Annotated in this window: 20 protein-coding genes; 18 read left to right on the forward strand and 2 right to left on the reverse strand. The window is 70.7% G+C overall.

The window, feature by feature from the left end:
- Window positions 1-6 precede the first annotated feature (6 nt).
- Both O3Q52_RS03330 and O3Q52_RS03335 read right to left on the reverse strand, forming a co-directional pair.
- Window positions 7-1,590: an MDR family MFS transporter gene (locus O3Q52_RS03330; protein ID WP_332112847.1), complete on the reverse strand. Its 1,584-nt coding sequence runs from the start codon at window positions 1,588-1,590 to the stop codon at window positions 7-9.
- Between the two features lie 14 nt (window positions 1,591-1,604).
- Entirely contained in the window at window positions 1,605-2,204 is a 600-nt protein-coding gene (locus tag O3Q52_RS03335; RefSeq protein ID WP_269647247.1) for an NADPH-dependent FMN reductase, read from the reverse strand.
- A gap of 118 nt (window positions 2,205-2,322) precedes the next feature.
- Between O3Q52_RS03335 and O3Q52_RS03340 the strand changes: the two genes are divergently transcribed.
- From O3Q52_RS03340 to O3Q52_RS03425, 18 genes are all read left to right on the forward strand, one after another.
- Window positions 2,323-3,078, forward strand: coding sequence for a TetR/AcrR family transcriptional regulator (locus O3Q52_RS03340; protein ID WP_269647248.1), 756 nt, complete (start codon window positions 2,323-2,325; stop codon window positions 3,076-3,078).
- A 180-nt stretch (window positions 3,079-3,258) separates the two neighbouring features.
- Window positions 3,259-4,095, forward strand: a complete 837-nt coding sequence (locus O3Q52_RS03345) for a hypothetical protein (protein ID WP_269647249.1) — start codon at window positions 3,259-3,261, stop codon at window positions 4,093-4,095.
- A gap of 230 nt (window positions 4,096-4,325) precedes the next feature.
- On the forward strand, window positions 4,326-5,810 hold the full coding sequence (locus O3Q52_RS03350; protein ID WP_269647250.1) for an FAD-dependent monooxygenase: 1,485 nt from the start codon (window positions 4,326-4,328) through the stop codon (window positions 5,808-5,810).
- 57 nt (window positions 5,811-5,867) lie between these two features.
- A complete protein-coding gene (locus O3Q52_RS03355; RefSeq protein ID WP_143644092.1) occupies window positions 5,868-6,194 on the forward strand; it encodes a TcmI family type II polyketide cyclase in 327 nt (108 codons plus the stop codon).
- Window positions 6,191-7,480 carry a beta-ketoacyl synthase gene (locus tag O3Q52_RS03360; protein WP_269647251.1) on the forward strand — a complete coding sequence of 430 codons (1,290 nt, stop codon included), beginning with the start codon at window positions 6,191-6,193 and terminating at the stop codon, window positions 7,478-7,480. The genes O3Q52_RS03355 and O3Q52_RS03360 overlap by 4 nt, the downstream gene beginning before the upstream one ends.
- On the forward strand, window positions 7,477-8,703 hold the full coding sequence (locus O3Q52_RS03365; RefSeq protein ID WP_269647252.1) for a ketosynthase chain-length factor: 1,227 nt from the start codon (window positions 7,477-7,479) through the stop codon (window positions 8,701-8,703). Before O3Q52_RS03360 ends, O3Q52_RS03365 begins: the two co-directional genes overlap by 4 nt.
- 60 nt (window positions 8,704-8,763) lie before the next feature.
- Window positions 8,764-9,033: an acyl carrier protein gene (locus O3Q52_RS03370; protein ID WP_269647253.1), complete on the forward strand. Its 270-nt coding sequence runs from the start codon at window positions 8,764-8,766 to the stop codon at window positions 9,031-9,033.
- A 32-nt stretch (window positions 9,034-9,065) separates the two neighbouring features.
- On the forward strand, window positions 9,066-9,866 hold the full coding sequence (gene fabG, locus O3Q52_RS03375; protein ID WP_269647254.1) for a 3-oxoacyl-ACP reductase FabG: 801 nt from the start codon (window positions 9,066-9,068) through the stop codon (window positions 9,864-9,866).
- 26 nt (window positions 9,867-9,892) lie between these two features.
- Window positions 9,893-10,831 (forward strand): aromatase/cyclase, encoded by a 939-nt coding sequence (locus O3Q52_RS03380; protein WP_269647255.1) that lies wholly within the window; start codon window positions 9,893-9,895, stop codon window positions 10,829-10,831.
- Between the two features lie 3 nt (window positions 10,832-10,834).
- Window positions 10,835-12,832, forward strand: coding sequence for an SDR family oxidoreductase (locus tag O3Q52_RS03385; protein ID WP_269647256.1), 1,998 nt, complete (start codon window positions 10,835-10,837; stop codon window positions 12,830-12,832).
- A gap of 122 nt (window positions 12,833-12,954) precedes the next feature.
- A complete protein-coding gene (locus O3Q52_RS03390; protein ID WP_269647257.1) occupies window positions 12,955-14,178 on the forward strand; it encodes an MFS transporter in 1,224 nt (407 codons plus the stop codon).
- A 32-nt stretch (window positions 14,179-14,210) separates the two neighbouring features.
- Window positions 14,211-15,503, forward strand: a complete 1,293-nt coding sequence (locus tag O3Q52_RS03395; RefSeq protein WP_269647258.1) for an activator-dependent family glycosyltransferase — start codon at window positions 14,211-14,213, stop codon at window positions 15,501-15,503.
- A 39-nt stretch (window positions 15,504-15,542) separates the two neighbouring features.
- Window positions 15,543-16,715, forward strand: a complete 1,173-nt coding sequence (locus O3Q52_RS03400) for a nucleotide disphospho-sugar-binding domain-containing protein (RefSeq protein ID WP_269647259.1) — start codon at window positions 15,543-15,545, stop codon at window positions 16,713-16,715.
- 46 nt (window positions 16,716-16,761) lie between these two features.
- Window positions 16,762-17,367: a dTDP-4-dehydrorhamnose 3,5-epimerase family protein gene (locus O3Q52_RS03405; protein ID WP_269647260.1), complete on the forward strand. Its 606-nt coding sequence runs from the start codon at window positions 16,762-16,764 to the stop codon at window positions 17,365-17,367.
- Window positions 17,364-18,500, forward strand: a complete 1,137-nt coding sequence (locus O3Q52_RS03410; protein ID WP_269647261.1) for a nucleotide disphospho-sugar-binding domain-containing protein — start codon at window positions 17,364-17,366, stop codon at window positions 18,498-18,500. The genes O3Q52_RS03405 and O3Q52_RS03410 overlap by 4 nt, the downstream gene beginning before the upstream one ends.
- Before the next feature lie 92 nt (window positions 18,501-18,592).
- Window positions 18,593-19,660, forward strand: a complete 1,068-nt coding sequence (locus tag O3Q52_RS03415) for a glucose-1-phosphate thymidylyltransferase (protein ID WP_269647262.1) — start codon at window positions 18,593-18,595, stop codon at window positions 19,658-19,660.
- Complete coding sequence (gene rfbB, locus O3Q52_RS03420) at window positions 19,657-20,643, forward strand: dTDP-glucose 4,6-dehydratase (protein ID WP_269647263.1); 987 nt, start codon at window positions 19,657-19,659, stop codon at window positions 20,641-20,643. The genes O3Q52_RS03415 and rfbB overlap by 4 nt, the downstream gene beginning before the upstream one ends.
- Window positions 20,636-20,921, forward strand: a 286-nt coding sequence (locus O3Q52_RS03425) for an NAD-dependent epimerase/dehydratase family protein (RefSeq protein WP_269647264.1), incomplete at its 3' end; no start/stop codon positions are given. The genes rfbB and O3Q52_RS03425, both read left to right, overlap by 8 nt.

Consider the following 20,921-nt stretch of genomic DNA (forward strand, 5'->3'; position numbering starts at 1 on the left):
GGGGTGTCAGTCCGTGGTCGTCGCGGGGACCTGGGCGGGCCGCGAATCCCCGGCGGGTTCGGGGGTCTTGGGGGCCGGGGTCCCACGGACGAACCAGGCGAGGGCGAAGGCGACGGCCGAGAGCAGGGCGGTGCCGATGAGGACACCGTGCAGTCCGCTCGTGAAGGCATCCTGGACGACACCCCGCACTCGACCGGACATCCCGTCGACCGAAGACGGGGTCAACTCGCCGCCGGAAGTGAGCTGTTCGGCGCCGCGCTCGCCCAGCCGGCCAGTGAGCTCGTCCGTCATACGGCCCAGGTGCACGGCGCCGAGCGCGGCGACGCCGAGTGAACCGCCGATCGTGCGCAGTAGCGTGACCGTTCCGGTGGCGGCACCCATGTCGCGCGGCGGTGCCGTGTTCATCGTGGTGAGCAGCGTGCTCTGCATCAGGATGCCGACGCCGATGCCGAGCACCAGGGTGAGGGCCGAGGCGACGAACACCGGGGTGTCCGTGTCCAGCAGGAGCAGCAGCAGCGCGCCGACGACCGTGACGGCGCCCCCGGTGATCGGCACCACCCGCTCCAGGCCGCCGCGGTCCATCAGCCGCCCGGTGGTCAGCTGCGCCGCCAGCATGCCCATCATCAGGGGCAGGATCTGCATGCCGCTGACGGTGGAGGTGGAACCCTGCACGAACTGCATGTACTGGGGCAGGTAGTTGATGACCGAGACCAGTACGGCGCCGACGAGGAAACTGAGCGTCTGGGCGAGGGCGAAGTCACGGCTGCGGAACAGCCGCGGCGGGATGACGGGTTCCGCCACCCGCTGTTCCACCCGGACGAATGCGGCGACGGCCACGGCAGCGACGACGGCGAGCAGCACGATCTGCGCCGATCCCCAGTCGTAGCGGGTGCCGGCCCAGGTGGCCAGCAGGGTGAGCGAGAGGATGGCGGTGGTCAGCAGCGCCGTACCGGGGTAGTCGATCCGTCCGCCGGAGCGCTCCTTCGGCAGCCGTACGCCTCTGGCGACCGCGAACAGCGCGAGGACACCGAAGGGCACGTTGACGTAGAACACCCAGCGCCAGTCGAGGGCGTCGGTGATGAAGCCGCCGAGCAGCGGCCCGCCGACGAAGGCGACCGGCAGCATCACGCCGACCATCGACTGGACGCGGCCGCGCTCGTGCGCCGGAACCAGCACGCCGATGACCGACAGCGCGCCGACCATCAGTCCGCCGGCGCCGAGGCCCTGGACTGCGCGGAAGGCGATGAGCTGTGGCATGTCCTGGGCGAGGCCGCACAGGACGGTGCCGACCAGGAAGAGCAGCACGGACCACATGTAGGCGCCCTTGCGGCCCTTGAGGTCGCCGAGCTTGCCCCAGATCGGGGTGGCGGCTGCCATCGTGAGCAGGTAGGCCGTGACGGACCAGGAGAAGTGGTCGAGGCCGCCGAGGTCACCGACGATGGTCGGCAGGGCGATGCTGACGATCTGTCCGTCGAGGGTGGCCAGGAAGATGCCGAGCATGAGTCCGAAGATGCCGAGGTAGGGCAGCTTCCCGGCGGTCTGCGGAGGCGTGTCCGCGGTGCCGCCGGTCTCCGTCGTGTCGCTGGTCATGGCCGTCTTTCGTCTCAGCCGGTGTACGGACGAGCGGTGCGGGCGTCCCGAAGCGCCTCTCCCCACCAGGCCAGTTGGTCGAGCAGGGCCTTGGCCGCGACGTCACAGTCCGGGTCGAGGGGCTTGCCGTCCGAGTCGAACTTGTCGCCGTAGTTGTGGAAGCTGACGGTGTTGCGGATCGTCATGGCGTTCAGCTCGGCGAGGACCAGCCGCAGGTGCTCGACGGCGCGCAGGCCGCCGGAGATGCCGCCGTAGGAGACGAAGGCGACGGGCTTGGCGTGCCACTGCGGGTTGTGCCAGTCGATCGCGTTCTTCAGGGCCGCCGGATAACTGTGGTTGTACTCCGGCGTGATGATGATGAAGGCGTCGGCCGACTCCATGCGCGGGGCGACCGCGCCGAGCAGAGCCATGTCCTCGTCCGGAAGTTGCTCTCCGAAAGCCGGCATGACGGTCGGCAGGGGGGTCTCGACCAGGTCGACGAGGTCGACCTCCATGTCCTTGCGCTGGGCGATCTGGCTCAGCAGCCAGTCGGCCACGACCGGACCGAAGCGTCCGCCCCTCGTGCTGCCGACGAGGGCCGCCACCTGCAGAGGGCTGTCGTTCAGGTCACTCATGCGGAACTCCTGGAAGTGTACGGCGTATCGCTACAGATACAACGTACACATCGAAGTGTACGTTGTCTACTGCTGTTACGTTGTACACAACCCCGGCACCCGGAAGGAACCCTCGCCCATGGCCACTCGGAGAAAAGAGGAGAAGCAGGTGACGCCGGAGCCGTCCGAGCCCAGGGAGACCGTCTCGCTCTGGGAACGCCTCAACCGCCCCGCACCCGCCCCTCGCTCCACGCTCACCCCGCAGCGCATCGCCGCGGCCGCCGTGGCGATCGCCGACACGGAAGGCCTCGACGCCGTCACCATGCGGCGCCTCGCGGCCGACCTGGGGGCCGCGCCGATGGCGGCGTACCGCTATGTCTCCGGCAAGGACGAGCTGCTGGAGCTGATGGTCGACCACGTCTACGGCGAGCTGTCACTGTCCGGGGACGCCAAGGACTGGCGGGACGCCATGCGGGCGCTCGCCCTGCGCACCAGGACCGTGCTCCTCAGGCACTCATGGGTGGCCCGCACGGCGGTGTTCACACTGACCCCGAACCAGCTGGCCGTGCCCGAGCGGGCCCTGGCCGCGCTCGACGGGCTCGACCTGGACGCCGACACGATGATGGCGGTCTTCCGCACCGTCGACTCCTATGTGCAGGGCGCCGTGGGCTTCGAGATCGGCCTCAACGAGCTGATGCGGGAGCAGGGCTGGTCCAGCGCGAACGAGGCGCGCACCGGTCTGGCCCCACGCATGACATGGCTGATGGGCACCGGCCGTTACCCGACGTACGAGCGCTACCTCCGCGAGGCGAGCCGCAAGGACGACCTGGAGTGGCAGTTCGAGACGGGCCTCGAGTCGGTCCTCGACGGGATCTCCGCACACCTGGGCATCTGAATTTCCGTCACGTTCAAATCCACGACAAATTCATCAGAGAAGTAAGAGATCTCCGGCACGCACCCCACAGAAGGTGAGTTCACTCACGGCCGTGCCGGAGGCCCGGAAATAGCCTCACCTCACCGAGAAGTGGTGGGGGAAATGAATCGAGTACTCGCAGGTAGGACCCAGGAAATAACCGTGTGCCGGGGTGCACGGTGCGGGCGGCGGGCGGCCGAGGGCCGGCCCCGCAGGCTCGCCGCACGGGGGCACCGGCTCTGCCCGGACTGCCGGGACCGCCTGATCGCGGAACTGCGGCAGCTGCCCCGGCTCCACGAGGAGTGCGGCCGGCTTCTCGGCGGCTCCGACGGGCCGCGCGAGCGCACCTCGGGCGGGCCCCTGCCGGGCCTGCCCTTCAACACCGCCGCGGCGGACGTCCGGTCGGCCATCGCCGGGGTGCTGCGGTCCTGGTCGTCCGTGGTCGTCGAGGAGCGCCGAACCAGCGCTCCGCCGACGAACGTGGAAACCCTCGCGGCGTTCCTGGCCCGGCACTGCGACTGGCTCACCGCACATCAGGCCGCCCCTGAACTGTCCCAGGAAACGGCCCTGTTGGTGCGTGACGCGCGTCGCGTGATCGACCCGAGCCCACTGCGCCGGGTGCCCATCGGGTCCTGCGTCGAGGCCGACTGCCAGGGCGGCCTGGTGGCGCTCGTACGGCCGCACCGGGCCGACACCCCACTGGAGATCCGCTGCGAGGCCTCACCCGCCCACCGCTGGTCCGCCGACGAGTGGCTGAGCCTGAGCCGGTTGCTGACGCGCGAGACCCGTGTGCACTGGGTCGGCGCCGCCGACATCGCCCGGCTGTGGAACATCCCGCCCGGCAGTGTGTACCGGCACGCCAGCGAGCAGCGGTGGCGAAGGCGCGCGGAGGGCGGGCGCACCTACTACCACTGCGAGGACATCCAGCGGACACTCGGCGCGCGTTCCGGAAGCGCGCCTTCCAAAAACGATGGCTCACCATCCTCAAGTGCGACTTAACAATTACTTGACGGAATATTGTGGCCCGCCTGAAAAACCCCTCTTGACATTCCGAGGATTCCCGAAGAAGCTAATCACTAGTTTCCGCAGCACTGTGTCGACCAACCGGTGCAAAGCGTTTCCCGGCCAATTAATGCCGGTTCAGTTATTTCGGTTCTGAATTAACGCTCCAGTTACATTCCGAACCCCTCTCCTGCAATTCCTCTCTGAAATGCCCGGAGGACAAGTACATGGATGCTTCGGTCATAGTCGCCGGCGCGGGGCCCACCGGCCTGACGCTCGCCGCCGAGCTGCGTCTGGCGGGAGTCGACGTCATCGTCGTCGACCGGCTCGCCGAGCGGACCGGCGAGTCGCGTGGCCTCGGTTTCACCACACGCACGATGGAGGTCTTCGACCAACGCGGGCTGCTGCCCCGCTTCGGCGACATGGGGACCAGCAACGCCGGACACTTCGGAGGACTGCCGGTCGACTTCGCCGTACTGGACAGCGTGCACCAGGCGGCCAAGACCGTGCCCCAGTCGACCACCGAGACCATGCTCGAAGGCTGGGCCGGTGAACTGGGCGCGGACATCCGCCGCGGCCACGAACTGCTCGCCGTACGCGACACCACCGACGGTGTGGAGGTCGACGTACGCGGGCCGGACGGCGAACAGCTGCTGACCGCGCACTATCTCGTGGGGTGCGACGGCGGGCGCAGCACTGTCCGCAAGATCGTCGGCTTCGACTTCCCCGGCACGGCGGCGACCATGGAGATGTACCTCGCGGACATCAAGGGCGTCGAGCTCGAACCCCGGCTCATCGGGGAGACCGTGGACGGCGGCATGGTCATGGTCGGGCCGCTCGGCGACGGCGGGATCACCCGCATCATCGTCTGCGAGCGGGGCACCCCACCCAAGCGGCGCACCGAGCCCCCGTCGTACCAGGAAGTCGCGGCGGCCTGGCAGCGGCTCACCGGGATCGACACCTCGCACGCCGAGCCGGTGTGGGTCAGCGCCTTCGGGGACGCGACCCGCCTGGTCACCGAGTACCGGCGCGGCCGGGTCCTGCTGGCGGGCGACGCCGCGCACATCCATCTCCCGGCCGGCGGACAGGGCATGAACACCGGCATCCAGGACGCCGCCAACCTCGGCTGGAAGCTGGCCGCCGTCGTCCGGGGCACCGCGCCCGAAGAACTGCTGGACACCTACCACGGCGAGCGGTACCCCGTCGGACAGCGGCTGATGATGAACACCAAGGCGCAGGGCCTGCTCTTCCTGAGCGGCGACGAGGTGCAGCCGCTGCGGGACGTGCTCCGCGAGCTGATCCGGTACGAGGAGGTCAGCCGCCATCTCGCCGGCATGGTGAGCGGCCTGGAGATCCGGTACGACGTCGGAGGCGGCCGCCATCCCCTGCTCGGCCTGCGTATGCCGCACCTGGAGCTGGTCGGCGACCGGCGCAAGACCAGCAGCACCGAACTGCTGCGCGCGGCCCGGGGCGTGCTCCTGGACCTGGAGGACAACGCTGTCCTGCGCGACCGGGCGTCCGGCTGGTCGGACCGTGTGGACATCGTCACCGCCGCACCGCACGGCCTGTCCGACGACAGCCCGCTGGCCGGCACCTCAGCCGTGCTTGTGCGCCCCGACGGGCATGTGGCGTGGGCCGCGCCCGGCAGCCATCACGACCTGCCGATGGTGCTGGAGCGCTGGTTCGGCCCGTCGCGGGGCCCGAAGTCCTGACGCCGGCCGTGCTCACAAGGCCGTCCCGGCGCCGATCGTCCTGACAAGGAGAGAGAGATGCACAGCACGCTGATCGTGGCTCGAATGGAGCCCGGATCCGCCGACGACGTCGCGCGTCTGTTCAACAGGTTCGACGACACCGAGATGCCGCACCTCATGGGTACCCGGCGCCGCCAGCTCTTCTCGTACCGGGGTCTCTACTTCCATCTGCAGGACTTCGACAACGAGGACGGCGGCGAGCGGATCGAGCAGGCCAAGACGGACCCCCGGTTCGTCGGGATCAGCGACGACCTCAAGCCGTTCATCGAGGCGTACGACCCGGCGACCTGGCGCTCCCCCGCCGACGCGATGGCCCAGCGCTTCTACCACTGGACCGCGCTGTGACCGCGACCGGCGGCCGGCGGGTCGTGATCACCGGCATCGGGGTGACCGCACCGGGCGGCGTGGGCGCCAAGAACTTCTGGAGCCTGTTGACCGACGGGCGCACCGCCACCCGGCGTATCAGCTTCTTCGATCCGTCGCCGTTCCGCTCCCAGGTGGCCGCGGAGGCCGACTTCGACGCGGCGCTGCTGGGGCTCGGCCCGCAGGAGATCCGGCGCATGGACCGGGCAGCGCAGTTCGCGGTCGTCACCGCGCGCGAGGCGGTCGCCGACAGCGGGCTGGAGTTCGAGGGCCTCGACCCGCACCGGACCGGGGTGACCATCGGCAGCGCGGTCGGCGCGACCATGGGGCTCGACGAGGAGTACCGGACCGTCAGCGACAACGGGCGGCTCGACCTGGTCGACCACACCTACGCCGTGCCCCACCTCTACAACTACCTGGTGCCCAGTTCGTTCGCCGCCGAGGTGGCGTGGGCGGTCGGCGCCGAGGGTCCGAGCACGGTGGTCTCCACGGGCTGCACCTCGGGCCTCGACTCGGTGGGATACGCCGCCGAGCTGATCCGGGAGGGCGCCGCCGACGTCATGGTGGCCGGTGCCGCGGACGCCCCTATCTCGCCGATCACGGTGGCCTGTTTCGACGCGATCAAGGCGACCACCCCGCGCAACGACGACCCGGAGCACGCCTCACGGCCCTTCGACGGCACCCGCAACGGGTTCGTCCTGGGCGAGGGTGCCGCCGTGTTCGTCCTGGAGGAGCTGGGCTCCGCGCGGGCCCGCGGCGCGCACATCTACGCGGAGATCGCCGGGTACGCGACCCGCAGCAACGCCTTCCACATGACCGGACTGCGGCCCGACGGGCGGGAGATGGCGGAGGCCATCCGGGTGGCCATGGACGAGGCCCGGCTGAACCCCGAGGACATCGACTACATCAACGCGCACGGCTCCGGCACCAAGCAGAACGACCGGCACGAGACCGCCGCGTTCAAGCACAGCCTGGGCAGCCGTGCCTACGACGTACCGGTCAGCTCCATCAAGTCGATGGTCGGGCACTCGCTCGGCGCGATCGGCTCGATCGAGATCGCCGCGTCCGCGATGGCCATGGAGCACGGCGCCGTACCGCCCACCGCCAATCTGCACACCCCCGACCCCGAGTGCGATCTCGACTACGTGCCGCTCACGGCACGCGACTGGCAGACCGACGCGGTGCTCTCCGTCGGCAGCGGCTTCGGCGGCTTCCAGAGCGCCATCGTGCTGGCCCGCCCGGACCGGGCCGAAAGGAGCGCCGCATGAGCGCCGCCGTACGGGTGGCCGTCACCGGGCTCGGTGTCGCCGCGCCCAACGGCCTCGGCGTGGAGGCGTACTGGGCGGCGGCCCGGGCCGGCGCCAGCGGCATCGGCCGGGTCACCCGCTTCGACCCCGCGCAGTACCCGGCCCGGCTGGCGGGCGAGATCAAGGAGTTCAGCGGCCTTGAGCATCTCCCGGCCCGGCTGCTGCCGCAGACCGACCGCATGACACAGGTCGCCCTGGCCGGGACGGACTGGGCGTTCGCCGACGCGGGCGTCGATCCCGCCGAGCTGCCCGAGTACGACATGGGTGTCATCACGGCGAGCTCCTCGGGCGGCTTCGAGTTCGGCCAGAAGGAACTCAAGGCGCTCTGGAGCCAGGGCAGTCGGTACGTCAGCGCCTACCAGTCGTTCGCCTGGTTCTACGCCGTCAACAGCGGCCAGATCTCCATCCGCAACGGAATGCGTGGCCCCAGCGGCGTGGTCGTCGGCGACCAGGCGGGCGGCCTCGACGCGGTCGCACAGGCCCGGCGGCAGATCCGCAAGGGCACGCCGCTGGTGGTGTCCGGCGGGATCGACGCCTCGATCTGCCCCTGGGGCTGGGTCGCCCAGATGGCCGGGGACCGGCTGAGCACCAGCGACGACCCGGCGCGGGCGTACGTGCCCTTCGACGCGGCGGTGCGCGGGCATGTCCCGGGCGAGGGCGGCGCGCTGCTCGTCCTTGAGGACCTGGAGCGGGCCCGCGAGCGTGGAGCCCGGCAGATCTACGGGGAGATCGCGGGGTACGGCTCCACCTTCGACCCCCGGCCCGGCAGCGGACGTCCCCCGGGCCTGCGCAAAGCGATCGAACTCGCGCTGGCCGACGCGGAGTCGAGTGCCGGCGACATCGACGTGGTGTTCGCCGACGGTGCCGCCCTGCCCGAGCTCGACCGCATCGAGGCCGACGCGATCACCGGTGTCTTCGGGGCCCTCGGGGTCCCGGTCAGCGTGCCCAAGACGATGACCGGACGGCTGTACTCCGGGGCGGCCCCGCTGGATCTGGCCGCCGCGTTCCTCGCCATCCGGGACGGCGTGATCCCGGCCTCGGTCGGCACCCGCCTCAGCGACGCCTACGCCCTCGACCTGGTCACCGACCGCCCGCGCGACGCCGCGGTCCGCTCGGCCCTGGTCCTCGCCCGCGGGCAGGGCGGCTTCAACTCGGCCGTGGTGGTACGGGCCGTCGACAAGTGACCGCTCCGCCCCCCGTCCGCCTCGCTCTGTCTCCTCGAACCGCCCGACGAAAGGACCGTCATGCCCGCTCACGAGTTCACCATCGAAGACCTTCGGCGCATTCTGCGCGACGGGGCCGGCACCGATGAGGCCGTCGACCTGGACGGCGACATCCTCGACACGGACTTCGAGTCTCTCGGATACGAGTCCCTGGCCCTGCTGGAGACCAGCGGCCGGATCGAGCGCGAGTTCGGGATCACGCTCGACGACGACACGGTGACGGAGGCGAAGACACCTCGCGCGCTGATCGGCGCCGTCAACACCTTCCTGGTGCCCGTCCGGTCCAGCTGACGTCCCGTCAGGAGACAGAGGAGACAACAGACATGACGACTGCCACATCCGGCAACACGGAGAAGAAGGTCGCCGTCGTCACCGGCGCGACCAGCGGTATCGGCCTCGCGGTGACCCGGCTCCTTGCCGAGCAGGGTCACCGGGTGTTCCTGTGCGCCCGCACCGAGGACGGTGTCACCCGCACGGTCAAGGAGCTGCTCGACGAGGGCCTCGACGTCGACGGCGCCGTCTGCGACGTACGCGAGGGCGAGGACGTGAAGCGCTTCGTGCGGCAGGCCGTCGAGCGCTTCGGCCCCATCGACGTCCTGATCAACAACGCGGGCCGCAGCGGCGGCGGTCCCACCGCCGGCATCGCCGACGAACTCTGGTACGACGTCATCGCCACGAACCTGCACAGCGTGTTCCTGATGAGCCGCGAGGTACTCAACACGGGCGGCATGGCGGCCAAGGAGCGCGGCCGGATCATCAACATCGCCTCCACGGCCGGAAAGCAGGGTGTCGTGCTCGGCGCCCCCTACTCGGCCTCCAAGCACGGCGTCGTCGGCTTCACCAAAGCCCTCGGCAACGAACTGGCCCCGACCGGCATCACCGTCAACGCCGTGTGCCCAGGCTATGTCGAGACGCCGATGGCCCAGCGCGTACGGCAGGGCTATGCGGCCGCGTACGACACCTCCGAGGACGCGATCCTGCAGAAGTTCCAGGCGAAGATCCCGCTCGGCCGCTACTCCACGCCCGACGAGGTGGCCGGCCTGGTCGGCTACCTCGCCTCGGACACCGCCGCCTCCATCACCTCGCAGGCCCTGAACGTCTGCGGCGGCCTCGGCAATTTCTGATCCCTTAACCGTGAGGAGAGTTCACCATGACCGTCCGTGAGGTCGAGCACGAGATCACTGTCGAAGCCCCGGCCGCCGAGGTGTACCGGCTGATCGCGGAGGTCGGGAACTGGCCGCTGATCTTCCCGCCGACCGTCCACGTCGACCACCTCGAACGCGGCGCGCGCGAGGAGCGCATCCGCATCTGGGCCACCGCCAACGGCGCGGCCAAGGGCTGGACTTCGCGCCGCACGCTCGACCCCGAGGCCCGGCGCATCACGTTCCGGCAGGAGGTGTCCGCCCCGCCGGTGGCGTCGATGGGCGGCACGTGGATCATCGAGCCGGCCGGCGAGGGCGCGTCCCGTGTGCGCCTGCTGCACGACTACCGGGCCGTCGACGACGATCCCGAGGGCCTGGAGTGGATCGACCAGGCCGTCGACCGCAACAGCCGGTCCGAGCTGGCCGCGCTGAAGGGCAACGTCGAACGCGTCACCGGCTCTGCCGAGCTGACCCTGTCGTTCACCGACAGTCTGGAGATCAAGGGCGCCGCCAAGGACGTCTACGACTTCATCAACGAGGCCCAGCTGTGGAGCGAGCGGCTGCCGCACGTCAAGCAGGTCTCGCTGACCGAGGACTCGCCCGGCCTGCAGGTCCTGCGGATGGACACGCTGACCAAGGACGGCTCGGTCCACACCACCGAGTCGATCCGGGTGTGCTTCCCGCACTCCCGGATCGTCTACAAGCAGACGACGCTGCCTGCGCTGATGAACCTGCACACCGGTTACTGGCAGCTCGAGGAGTCGGCCGACGGCGTCACCACCGCCACCTCGCAGCACACGGTGATCCTCAACACGGAGAACATCACCAAGATCCTGAGCGAGGAGGCCGGGGTTCCCGAGGCCCGCGAGTTCATCCGCAACGCGCTGGGCAACAACAGCCGGGCGACGCTCGGCCACGCCAAGGCGTACGCCGAAGCGCGGCGCTGAGCGGTGGCCGTACAGGTTGCCGAAGCACCGGACACCGACGTGGTCGTCGTGGGCGCGGGGCCCGTGGGTCTCCTGCTCGCCGGGATCCTGCGCCTCGGTGGCGCCCGGGTGACCGTACTGGAGCAACTGGCCGAGCCCACCGACGAGTCACGGGCGTCGGTACTGCACTCCAGGACCATGGAGATCCTCGACGGTCTGGGCCTGCTGGACCGGCTCGGGCCACCGCCGAGCGCGGGCCCCGGCCACTTCGGCGGCATCCCGCTCGACCTGGCCGCGGCGCACCCGAGCCGGTTTCCCGGCCAGTGGAAGGCACCGCAGACACTGGTCGAGAAGGTGCTGTACGAGTGGGCCGTGGGGCTCGGTGCCGAGGTGCGGCGCAGGCACACGGTGACCGGGCTGACGGTCGCGGAGCACCGGGTCGACGTCGCTGTCACCGGTCCCGACGGCGAGCGGCTCCGGTTCGGAGCGGCTTACCTCGCGGGCTGTGACGGCGAGCAGAGCACCGTACGGCGCCTCGGAGGTTTCGAGTTCCCCGGCAGCGGCCCGGTCAAGGAGCTGCTGCGGGCGGACATCAGCGGAATCGATATCCCGGACCGGCGCTTCCAGCGGCATCCGAACGGGGTGGCCAACTCCCGGCGCGGGCCGGACGGCGTCACCCGCCTCATGGTTCACCAGTACGGCCGGGCACCCGCCCCGGGCGGCCGGGCCCCGGACTTCGCCGAGGTCTGCCGGGTCTGGGCGCGGGTGACCGGCGAGGACATCGCCGGCGCCCGGCCCGTCTGGGTCAACGCCTTCCACAACGCCCGCAGGCAGGCGGCGAGTTACCGGCACGGCCGGGTCCTCCTCGCCGGGGACGCCGCGCACGTCCAGCTGCCGGTCGGCGGCCAGGCCCTCAACCTCGGTCTCCAGGACGCGGCCGCGCTCGGCGGGAAACTCGCGGCGCGGATCACCGGCCGCGCGGACGACCGGATGCTCGACAGCTACCACGCCGAGCGGCACCCGGTGGGCGCACGGGTGCTCGGCAACATCGAGGCGCAGGCCCAGCTGCTGTTCGGCGGACCCGAAGTGGACGCCCTGCGCGCGGTGTTCGGGGAACTGCTCGCGCTCGAACCCGCCCGCCGCCACCTCGCCTCGATGATCAGCGGGCTCGACGGCCCGCGCCCCGCCGTCTCGGACACCGGCAGGACAGAACACCCCACGGCCACAGGCCCGTTCACCCGCACGCACAGGAGGAGCACCATGGGCAAGCTCACCGGCAGGACCGCGCTCGTCACCGGGTCCAGCCGCGGCATCGGACGGGCGACGGCGATCCGTCTGGCCCGCGAGGGCGCGCTGGTCGCGGTGCACTGCTCCCGCGACACCGAGGGAGCCGACGACACCGTGGCCGCCGTCGAGAAGGAGGGCGGCCGGGCGTTCGCCGTGGCGGCCGAACTCGGCGTGTCCGGCGATGTGCACGCGCTCTTCCTGGAGTTGGAGCGCGGGCTGAAGGAGCGCACCGGCGAGACCACTCTCGACATCGTCGTGAACAACGCGGGGGTGATGGGCGGGGTGGCACCCGAGGACGTCACGCCCGAGCAGTTCGACCGGCTGTTCGCCGTCAACGCCAAGGCGCCGTTCTTCATCGTGCAGCGGGCCCTGCGGCTCCTGCCCGACGGCGGACGCATCATCAACATCTCCTCCGGGCTGACCCGGTTCGCCAACCCGCAGGAGGTGGCCTACGCGATGACCAAGGGCGCCATCGACCAGCTGACCCTGCACTACGCCAAGCACCTGGGCCCGCGGAACATCACCGTCAACAGCGTGGGGCCCGGCATCACCGACAACGGCACCCCGATCTTCGACAACCCGGAGGCCGTCGCCGAGATGGCGCGCTACTCGGTCTTCGAGCGCGTCGGCGAGACCAACGACATCGCCGATGTCGTGGCGTTCCTGGCGAGCGACGACGCCCGCTGGATCACCGGCTCCTACCTCGACGCCAGCGGCGGCACGCTGCTGCGCTGACCGGGCGGGCCGCCCCCCTCGGCCCGCCCCCCGACTGGCCGGCCGTGGCTCGGTCGATGCCCCGATGAGCCACGGCCGGCCTGTGCACGGATTCCTGTCGCCCCGAAGGTGGTCAGCACGTCATGACGGCAGTCTCTCCACGCCCCGGTGCCCCTTCGGTGAAGGGGAGCCGCGCCCACCGGGCCCTTCTGTTCGTGCTCGCCGGGAACATGCTCATCGACGCGCTCGAAGTGTCCGTGGTGCTGGTCGCGCTGCCGGCCCTCGGGGACGATCTGGGGCTCTCGATGTGGGGCACCCAGTGGGTGATGAGCGGCTTCGCGGCCGGTTTCGCGGCCCTGCTGCTGCTCGGTCCGCGCGTGACCGCCCGCTGGGGCAGACGACGCGTGTATCTGGCGGCGCTCCTGGTCTTCGTGGCCGCCTCGGTGGCCGGTGGCCTGGCCGATCAGGGCGCGTTACTGATCCTTACCCGGGTCGTCAAGGGCATGTGCGCCGCGCTCACCGCACCGACGGGGCTCGCGATCATCGGTACGACCTTCCGGGCAGGTGCGGAACAGCGCCGGGCCGTGTCGGTGTACTCGCTGTTCGGCGCCGCCGGGTTCACGGTCGGGCTGCTGTCCTCGGGGGCGCTCACCGCGCTGAGCTGGCGGTGGGATCTCGTCTTCCCGGCGCCGATCGCCCTGCTCCTGCTGGTGTTCGGCTTCCGGCTGATTCCCGCGGACGTGGCGTCGCAGGCCGGTCCGCCGCCGCTTCGGGAGACGCTCGTACGGCTGTGGCACAACGGTCCTTTCGTACGCTCCGCGGTCTGCGCGGCGACGCTGAACGGCACGTATCTCGGTCTGCTCCTGCTCCTCACCCACCAGTTGCACGCCCAATGGGGCTGGGACGCCTGGCGGTTGGCGCTCGCGTTCCTGCCGGCCTGCGTGCCGCTCGCGCTGTCGCTGCCCTTCGCCGGGCGGCTGGTGGGGCGTTTCGGGAGCGAGCGGCTGATCGTCGCCGGGGGCTGCGCGGCGACCCTCGGCTCCGTGACCGCGCTGGCGGGCGGGGAGCCGGACTCGTACATCACCGGGGTGCTGCCGACGCTGCTGCTGGTCGGCGCGGCCTTCGTGCTGTCGTTCGCCGCTCTCAACATGCAGGCCATGTCCGGGATTCCGGCCGACCGGAAGGGCCAGGCGGTGCCGGTCTACCAGACCGCCGTACAACTCGGCGCCGTACTCGCCCTGCCGACCGTGGCCGTGCTGGCCGGTGCCGGATACCGACCGGCGCTGCTCTTCCTCACCGCCCTGTCGGCGGCCGGCGCGCTCGCCGCGGTGTGGACCCGAACTCCCCCGGCGCACAAGGCGACCTGACGACCGCTCCCGAACGCGAACGGAGATCAACGATGCGTGTCCTGCTCACCATCTTTCCCGCGACGTCACACCTGTACTCGATCGTGCCGCTGGCCTGGGCGCTGCAGAGCGCCGGGCACGAGGTCGTCGTGGCGAGCCACTCGGGCGTGGTGGACCCGGGGGTGATCGGGAACATCGGCGCGGCCGGGCTCACCGCGGTGTCGCTCGGCACCCCGGACGAGCTGTCCCCGGCGCTCGGTGCGCACACCGGCGACGCCAAGCCGGACCGTCCGTCGCTGGGCTTCGACCCCAACGAGCCGGAGGAGAGCGGCGGCTGGCGCACGGCGCGCTCCATCCTCGCCAGCATGTTCTCGCTGTACTACCCGGCGCCCGAGCGCCAGGGCGGACGCCGCCCGGTCCTGGACAACCTGGTCGACTTCGCCCGCGCCTGGCGCCCCGATCTGGTCCTGTGGGACCCCCTGATGCTCGCGGCCCCGATCGCCGCGCGGGTCAGCGGCGCCGCGCACGCCCGGCTGGTCTGGGGCATGGACAACGTCGCCGTGATCCACGACCGCACGAAGCGCGAACTGGCGGACCCGCGCTCGGAGTTGACCGAGCATCCGTGGCTGAGCTGGTTCGGCCCGATGCTGGAGCGGTACGGGCTGGAGCTCGACGACGAGATGCTGCTCGGCCAGTGGACCCTCGATCTGACCCAGTCCCGGATGCGGCATCCCCTGGACCTGACACACATCCCGGTCCGCCGGGTCCCCTACACCGGGGCGGCCGCACTGCCCGACTGGATGCACGCGCGGCCCGAGCGGCCCCGCGCGGTGCTGACCCTGGGGGTGAGCCGGCGCAAGATCTTCGGCAAGTACAGCGGCTTCCCGATGCGCGAGTTCTTCGAATCCGTGTCCGCCCTGGACGTCGAGGTCGTCGCCACCCTCAACAACGAGCAGCTCGCGGCGGTCGGCAAGGTGCCCGACAACGTGCGCACCGTCGAGTACGTGCCGCTCAACCAGGTTCTGCCGACCAGTTCGGCGATCATCCACCACGGAGGCGGCGGCACCTTCGCCGCGGCCGTGCCCCACCGGGTGCCGCAGCTCGTGGTGCCGCTGGTCATGTGGGACGAGATGGTCACGGCGCGCTATGTCGCCGACATGGGCGCGGGCCTGGTCGCCGACCCCGCCGCGCTGGACGTCGACGGCCTGCACAAGCAGCTCGTACGACTCCTCGAGGACCCGTCGTTCCAGCTCGGCGCGCGCGGCCTGTACGAGGAGATGCTCGCCGCGCCGGCGCCCACGGACGTCGTACCGCTGCTGGAACGTCTGACCGCCGAGCGCCGCTGACGGCGACCCACCGACCAGCCACCGAGAGGACCCCGTCAGATGCGCGTACTCGTGATCTGCACCCCTGTTCCCACCCACTTCCTGCCGCTCGTGCCGCTCGTCTGGGCGCTGCGCTCGGCGGGGCACGAGGTCTTGGTGACCGGGCAGCCCGATGTGCTCGGCGCCGTGCGGGCCGCCGGGCTGACCGGCGCGGTCGTGGGCGAGTCGTTCGACGTGGACGGGATGCTGCTGCGGGGGCTGGCCGAGGAGGAGCGGCCGTTGCAGGCGCGGCCCCGGCCCGCGCCCGAGGTGCTCGGCGGATACGGCAAGCTCTGGATGGGGCACGCCAAGTCCGTGCTCGGCCACTACGGCGAGCTCGCCCGGGAGTTCGGGCCCGAGTTGATCCTCTCGGACCCGCTGGAGTACTGCTCGCTGATCCTCGGCGCGCGGCTGGGCGTGCCGGTGGTGCACCACCGTTGGACGGTGGACGCCATCTCCGGTCCGGCCCGGCGCCTGGTGCGCCCCGACTTCCCGGAGCTGTGCGAGGAGCTGGGCCTGCCCGGCCTGCCGGATCCGGCGGTGCTGCTCGACCCGTGCCCGCCGTCCCTGCGGCTGCCGGACTCCGAGCCGGGCACGTCCATCCGGTACGTGCCCTACAGCGGCGGTGGTGAGGTGCCCGGCTGGCTGCGCGCGGACCGGGGGCCCGGTGCCGGACGGCAGCGGGTCGCCGTCTCGCTGGGCAACACCCTCGCCCTGCACGGCGAACCGTTCACCCGGCACCTGCTGCAAGCCCTCGCGGACCGGCCCGGCACCGAGATCCTCGCGACGGTGCCCGAGCGGCACCGGGCCGGTATCGGCGCCGTACCGGAACACGTACGGCTGATCGATCCGCTGCCCCTGCACCTGTTCCTCGACCGCTGCGACGCGATGGTCCACCACGGCGGCGCGGGCACCGCGATGACCGCGACCGCCTTCGGGCTGCCGCAGCTCACCCTGCCCCAGCTGGCGGACCACTTCCCGCTGGGCGACCGGCTCGCCGCGACCGGCGCGGGCCTCACCTTCGACAAGGCAGCCGAGCAGGACGACCCGCAGCTGATCGCCGGCGCCCTGGACACCCTGCTGTCGGATCCCGCGTACGGCGCGGCGGCCCGGCGGCTCGCCGCGGAGATGGCAGCGATGCCATCGCCCGCCGATGTCGCGGCCGACCTCGAGCGGCTGTCCCGTCAGGCATGAAGGACCACCACCCCGAGGCCACTGAGCCGAGAGAGGCGAACGCGCGGTGCTGATCGAGGAAATGGTCATTCCCGGTACTTATCTGGTAACGCCCCGTCAGATACTCGATGAGCGGGGGAACTTCTACGAGGCGATGCGTGACGACACGCTGGAGAAGGCGACCGGTGTCGCCTTTCAGCCCCGCCAGATCAACTATTCGGTGTCGAGGCGCCATACGCTGCGCGGCATCCACAGCGTGAGCATTCCTCCGGGTCAGGCGAAGTACGTCACCTGTGTGCGGGGCGTGCTGCGCGACATCGTGGTCGATCTGCGGATCGGTTCCCCGGCGTTCATGAAGCATCAGGTCAATGAGCTCGACGCGGATTCGGGCAGATCCGTCTATGTGCCCGAGGGCGTCGGCCACGGCTTTCTCGCGCTCACCGACGACGCCTGCATCTGTTACGTCGTCTCCAGCACCTATGTGCCCGGAACGCAGATCGACATCAATCCGCTCGATCCCGAGCTCGATCTGCCGTGGGACTGCCCCGAAGTCCCCCTCATCTCCGACAAGGACGCCAAGGCACCGACCGTGGCCGAGGCCAGAGCCGCCGGCGTTCTGCCCCGGTTCGGCAGGACAGGCACGCCCCGATTCACCAAGGCAGGGACATTGTGAGGATCCTCTTCGTCACCGCGGGCAGCCCCGCGACCGTCTTCGCGCTCGCCCCGCTGGCCACCGCCGCCCGCAACGCCGGGCACCAGGTCGTGATGGCCGCGAACGCGGACATGATGCCGCACATCACGGGCTCGGGACTGCCCGGCATCCCGACCACCCACCGGCCGATCCGGGAGTTCATCACCCAGGACCGGGAGGGCAACCCCGAGTCGATCCCCTCCGACCCCGTCGAGCAGGCGCTGTTCACCGGCCGCTGGTTCGCCCGCATGGGCGCGGAGAGCCTCCCGCGCATGCTGGAGTTCGCGCGGTCCTGGCGGCCGGACCTCGTCGTCGGCGGCACGATGTGTTACGTCGCCCCGCTGCTCGCCGCGCATCTGGGCATCCCGCATGTGCGCCAGGCCTGGGACGCCATCGAGGCCGACGGCATCCATCCGGGCGCCGACACCGAACTGGCGCCGGAACTGGCCGAGTTGGGGCTCGACCGGCTGCCCGAGCCCGAGCTGTTCGTCGACATCTGCCCGCCGAGCCTGCGCCCGGCGAACGCCGGTCCCGCGCAGATGATGCGCTACATCCCGGCCAACGGGCAGCGCAGGCTCGAACCCTGGATGTACTCGCGCGGTGAGCGGCGCCGGATCTGTGTGACCTCGGGCAGCCGGGTCGCCAAGGACAGCTACGACCGGAACTTCGAGTTCCTGCGCGGCATGGCCAAGGACGTCACCGCCTGGGACGTCGAACTCGTCGTCGCCGCCCCCGAAGAGGTGGCCGAGGCCCTCACCGCCGAACTGCCGGGCCTGCGGGCCGGCTGGGTCCCGCTCGACGTCATCGCGCCCACCTGCGACCTGCTCGTCCACCACGCGGGCGGTGTCAGCACCCTGACCGCACTCAACGCGGGCGTCCCCCAACTGCTCATCCCCAAGGGGGCCGTCATGGAACGCCCGGCCCTGCGCATCGCCGAGCGGGGAGCGGCGATCACCCTGCTGCCCGGCGAGGACACAGCCGAGCGCATCGCCGACTCCTGCGAGGAACTGCTCGCACGCCCCGGATACCGGGAGCGGGCGGGCGAACTCTCCGCGGAGATCGCCACGATGCCGCTGCCCTCCCACGTGGTGGCGGCACTGGAACAGCTCCGCTGAACCGCCGAGGCCGCGACGCCCCGACGCCCGAGGCACAAACGCCCAGAGCACGACGAGAAAAGGCATGCACACGTGAATCGAGAGGACTCCTCATGAAGGCGCTTGTGCTGGCAGGCGGTTCCGGTACCCGCTTGCGACCCTTCAGCTATTCGATGCCGAAACAGCTCATCCCGATCGCCAACACCCCCGTCCTGGTACATGTTCTGGAGAACATCCGGGACCTGGGCGTCACCGACATCGGCGTCATCGTCGGCCACCGGGGCCCGGAGATCGACGCCGCCCTCGGTGACGGCTCCCGTTTCGGCGTGAAACTCACCTACATCTCCCAGGACGCCCCGCGCGGCCTCGCCCACACGGTGGCCATCGCCCGGGACTTCCTCGGCGACGACGACTTCGTGATGTACCTCGGCGACAACGTGCTGCCCGAGGGCGTCGCCGCCACCGCCGAGGAGTTCACGGCCCGGCGTCCGGCCGCGCAGATCGTGGTCCACAAGGTGACCGACCCGCGCCAGTTCGGTGTCGCCGAACTCGGGCCGGACGGCGAGGTGCTGCGTCTGGTGGAGAAGCCGCGCGAACCGCGCAGCGACATGGCGATGGTCGGCGTGTACTTCTTCACCTCGGCCATCCACCGGGCGGTGGACTCGATCGAGCCCAGCGCCCGTGGCGAGCTGGAGATCACGGACGCCATCCAGTGGCTGCTGGCCTCCGGCGCCGAGGTCCGCGCCACCCAGTACGGCGGCTACTGGAAGGACGCCGGGAACGTCGAGGACGTCCTGGACTGCAACCGCTACCTCCTGGACCGGCTGGCGCCGTCCGTCGAGGGTGACGTCGACGACCTCAGCGAACTGCTGGGCGCGGTCGTCGTCGAGGCGGGGGCGCGCGTGACACGGTCGCGCATCGAGGGGCCGGTGATCATCGGAGCCGGCGCGGTGGTGGAGAACAGCCACATCGGCCCGCACACGTCCATCGGGCGCGGCTGCCTGGTCAGCGACAGCGCCGTGGAGAATTCCATCGCCCTCGACGAGGCCTCGGTCAGCGGCGTCAAGGGCCTGCGCAGTTCGCTGATCGGGCGGTCCGCCTCGGTCGGCACCAGTGAGCAGGGCGTCGACCGGTACCGGCTGGTCGTCGGAGACCACACCCGAGTGGAGGTCACGGCATGAGGATCCTCGTCACCGGAGCGGCCGGCTTCATCGGCTCCCACTTCGTGCGCAACGTGCTGGAGGGCTCGTACAGCGGGTGGGAGGACGCGCAGGTCACCGCCCTGGACAAGCTGACGTACGCCGGCAACCGCGACAACCTGCCGGCCTCACACGAGCGCCTGGTATTCGTACGCGGCGACGTCTGCGACCGCAAGCTGCTGCGCGAGCTGGTGCCCGGCCACGACGCCGTAGTGCACTTCGCCGCCGAGACGCACGTCGACCGTTCCCTGGAGGGCGCGGGCGACTTCTTCCGTACGAACGTCCTCGGCACCCAGACACTGCTCGACGCCGTGCTCGACAGCGGGGTGGAGCGGGTCGTGCACGTGTCCACGGACGAGGTGTACGGCTCCATCGACGAGGGCTCCTGGACCGAGGAGTGGCCGCTCGCGCCCAACTCGCCCTACGCGGCGTCGAAGGCAGGCTCCGACCTGGTGGCCCGCGCCTACTGGCGGAGCCACGGCGTCGACCTGTCCATCACGCGCTGCTCCAACAACTACGGGCCGTACCAGCACCCCGAGAAGCTCATCCCGCTGTTCGTCACGAACCTGCTCGAAGGCCGCCGGGTCCCGTTGTACGGCGAGGGTGCCAACGTCCGTGAGTGGCTGCATGTGGACGACCACTGCCGGGGCATCCACCTGGTCCTGAACCAGGGCCGGGCGGGCGAGATCTACAACATCGGCGGCGGCAACGAGCGCACCAACCTGGCCATCACCGAGCAGCTCCTGGAACTGACCGGTGCGGGTGCCGAGGCGATCCAGCGGGTTCCCGACCGCAAGGCGCACGACCTGCGCTACTCCATCGAGGAGACCAAGATCCGCGAGGAGCTGGGCTACGCCCCGCGGATCGGCTTCGAGCAGGGTCTCGCCGACACGGTCGCCTGGTACCGGGACAACCCGGACTGGTGGAAGGCCGCCAAGCACGGAACGGACCGGGCCGTTGCCTGACCTCGACAAGGCCGCCGACGGCACTGTCGTCGTGCTCGGCGGCACCGGGTTCATCGGCCGCCACATCGGTGAGGCCTTCACCGCGCTCGGGGCCCGGGTGCACCTGGTCTCCCCCAGCGCCGTACCCCGCTCGGGCGCCACGGCCACCGTCCGCCTCGACGTGCTCGCCGCCTCCCCCCGGGAGATCGCGGGCCTGCTCGCCACGGTCGGTGCCGACACCGTCGTCAACTCCGCGGGGCGGGTCTGGCAAGCCGACGGGCCTCAGATGGCCGCCAGCA

Source organism: Streptomyces sp. ActVer, assembly GCF_027270795.1.
GTDB classification, from domain to species: domain Bacteria; phylum Actinomycetota; class Actinomycetes; order Streptomycetales; family Streptomycetaceae; genus Streptomyces; species Streptomyces umbrinus_A.

What these genes read in the sequence shown, in the direction of transcription:
- O3Q52_RS03330 (WP_332112847.1), bottom strand. Translation starts at nt 1,590, where the DNA reads ATGACCAGCGACACGACGGAGACCGGCGGCACCGCGGACACGCCTCCG.
- O3Q52_RS03335 (WP_269647247.1), bottom strand. Translation starts at nt 2,204, where the DNA reads ATGAGTGACCTGAACGACAGCCCTCTGCAGGTGGCGGCCCTCGTCGGC.
- O3Q52_RS03340 (WP_269647248.1), top strand. Translation starts at nt 2,323, where the DNA reads ATGGCCACTCGGAGAAAAGAGGAGAAGCAGGTGACGCCGGAGCCGTCC.
- O3Q52_RS03350 (WP_269647250.1), top strand. Translation starts at nt 4,326, where the DNA reads ATGGATGCTTCGGTCATAGTCGCCGGCGCGGGGCCCACCGGCCTGACG.
- O3Q52_RS03355 (WP_143644092.1), top strand. Translation starts at nt 5,868, where the DNA reads ATGCACAGCACGCTGATCGTGGCTCGAATGGAGCCCGGATCCGCCGAC.
- O3Q52_RS03365 (WP_269647252.1), top strand. Translation starts at nt 7,477, where the DNA reads ATGAGCGCCGCCGTACGGGTGGCCGTCACCGGGCTCGGTGTCGCCGCG.
- O3Q52_RS03370 (WP_269647253.1), top strand. Translation starts at nt 8,764, where the DNA reads ATGCCCGCTCACGAGTTCACCATCGAAGACCTTCGGCGCATTCTGCGC.
- fabG (WP_269647254.1), top strand. Translation starts at nt 9,066, where the DNA reads ATGACGACTGCCACATCCGGCAACACGGAGAAGAAGGTCGCCGTCGTC.
- O3Q52_RS03380 (WP_269647255.1), top strand. Translation starts at nt 9,893, where the DNA reads ATGACCGTCCGTGAGGTCGAGCACGAGATCACTGTCGAAGCCCCGGCC.
- O3Q52_RS03390 (WP_269647257.1), top strand. Translation starts at nt 12,955, where the DNA reads ATGACGGCAGTCTCTCCACGCCCCGGTGCCCCTTCGGTGAAGGGGAGC.
- O3Q52_RS03395 (WP_269647258.1), top strand. Translation starts at nt 14,211, where the DNA reads ATGCGTGTCCTGCTCACCATCTTTCCCGCGACGTCACACCTGTACTCG.
- O3Q52_RS03400 (WP_269647259.1), top strand. Translation starts at nt 15,543, where the DNA reads ATGCGCGTACTCGTGATCTGCACCCCTGTTCCCACCCACTTCCTGCCG.
- O3Q52_RS03415 (WP_269647262.1), top strand. Translation starts at nt 18,593, where the DNA reads ATGAAGGCGCTTGTGCTGGCAGGCGGTTCCGGTACCCGCTTGCGACCC.
- rfbB (WP_269647263.1), top strand. Translation starts at nt 19,657, where the DNA reads ATGAGGATCCTCGTCACCGGAGCGGCCGGCTTCATCGGCTCCCACTTC.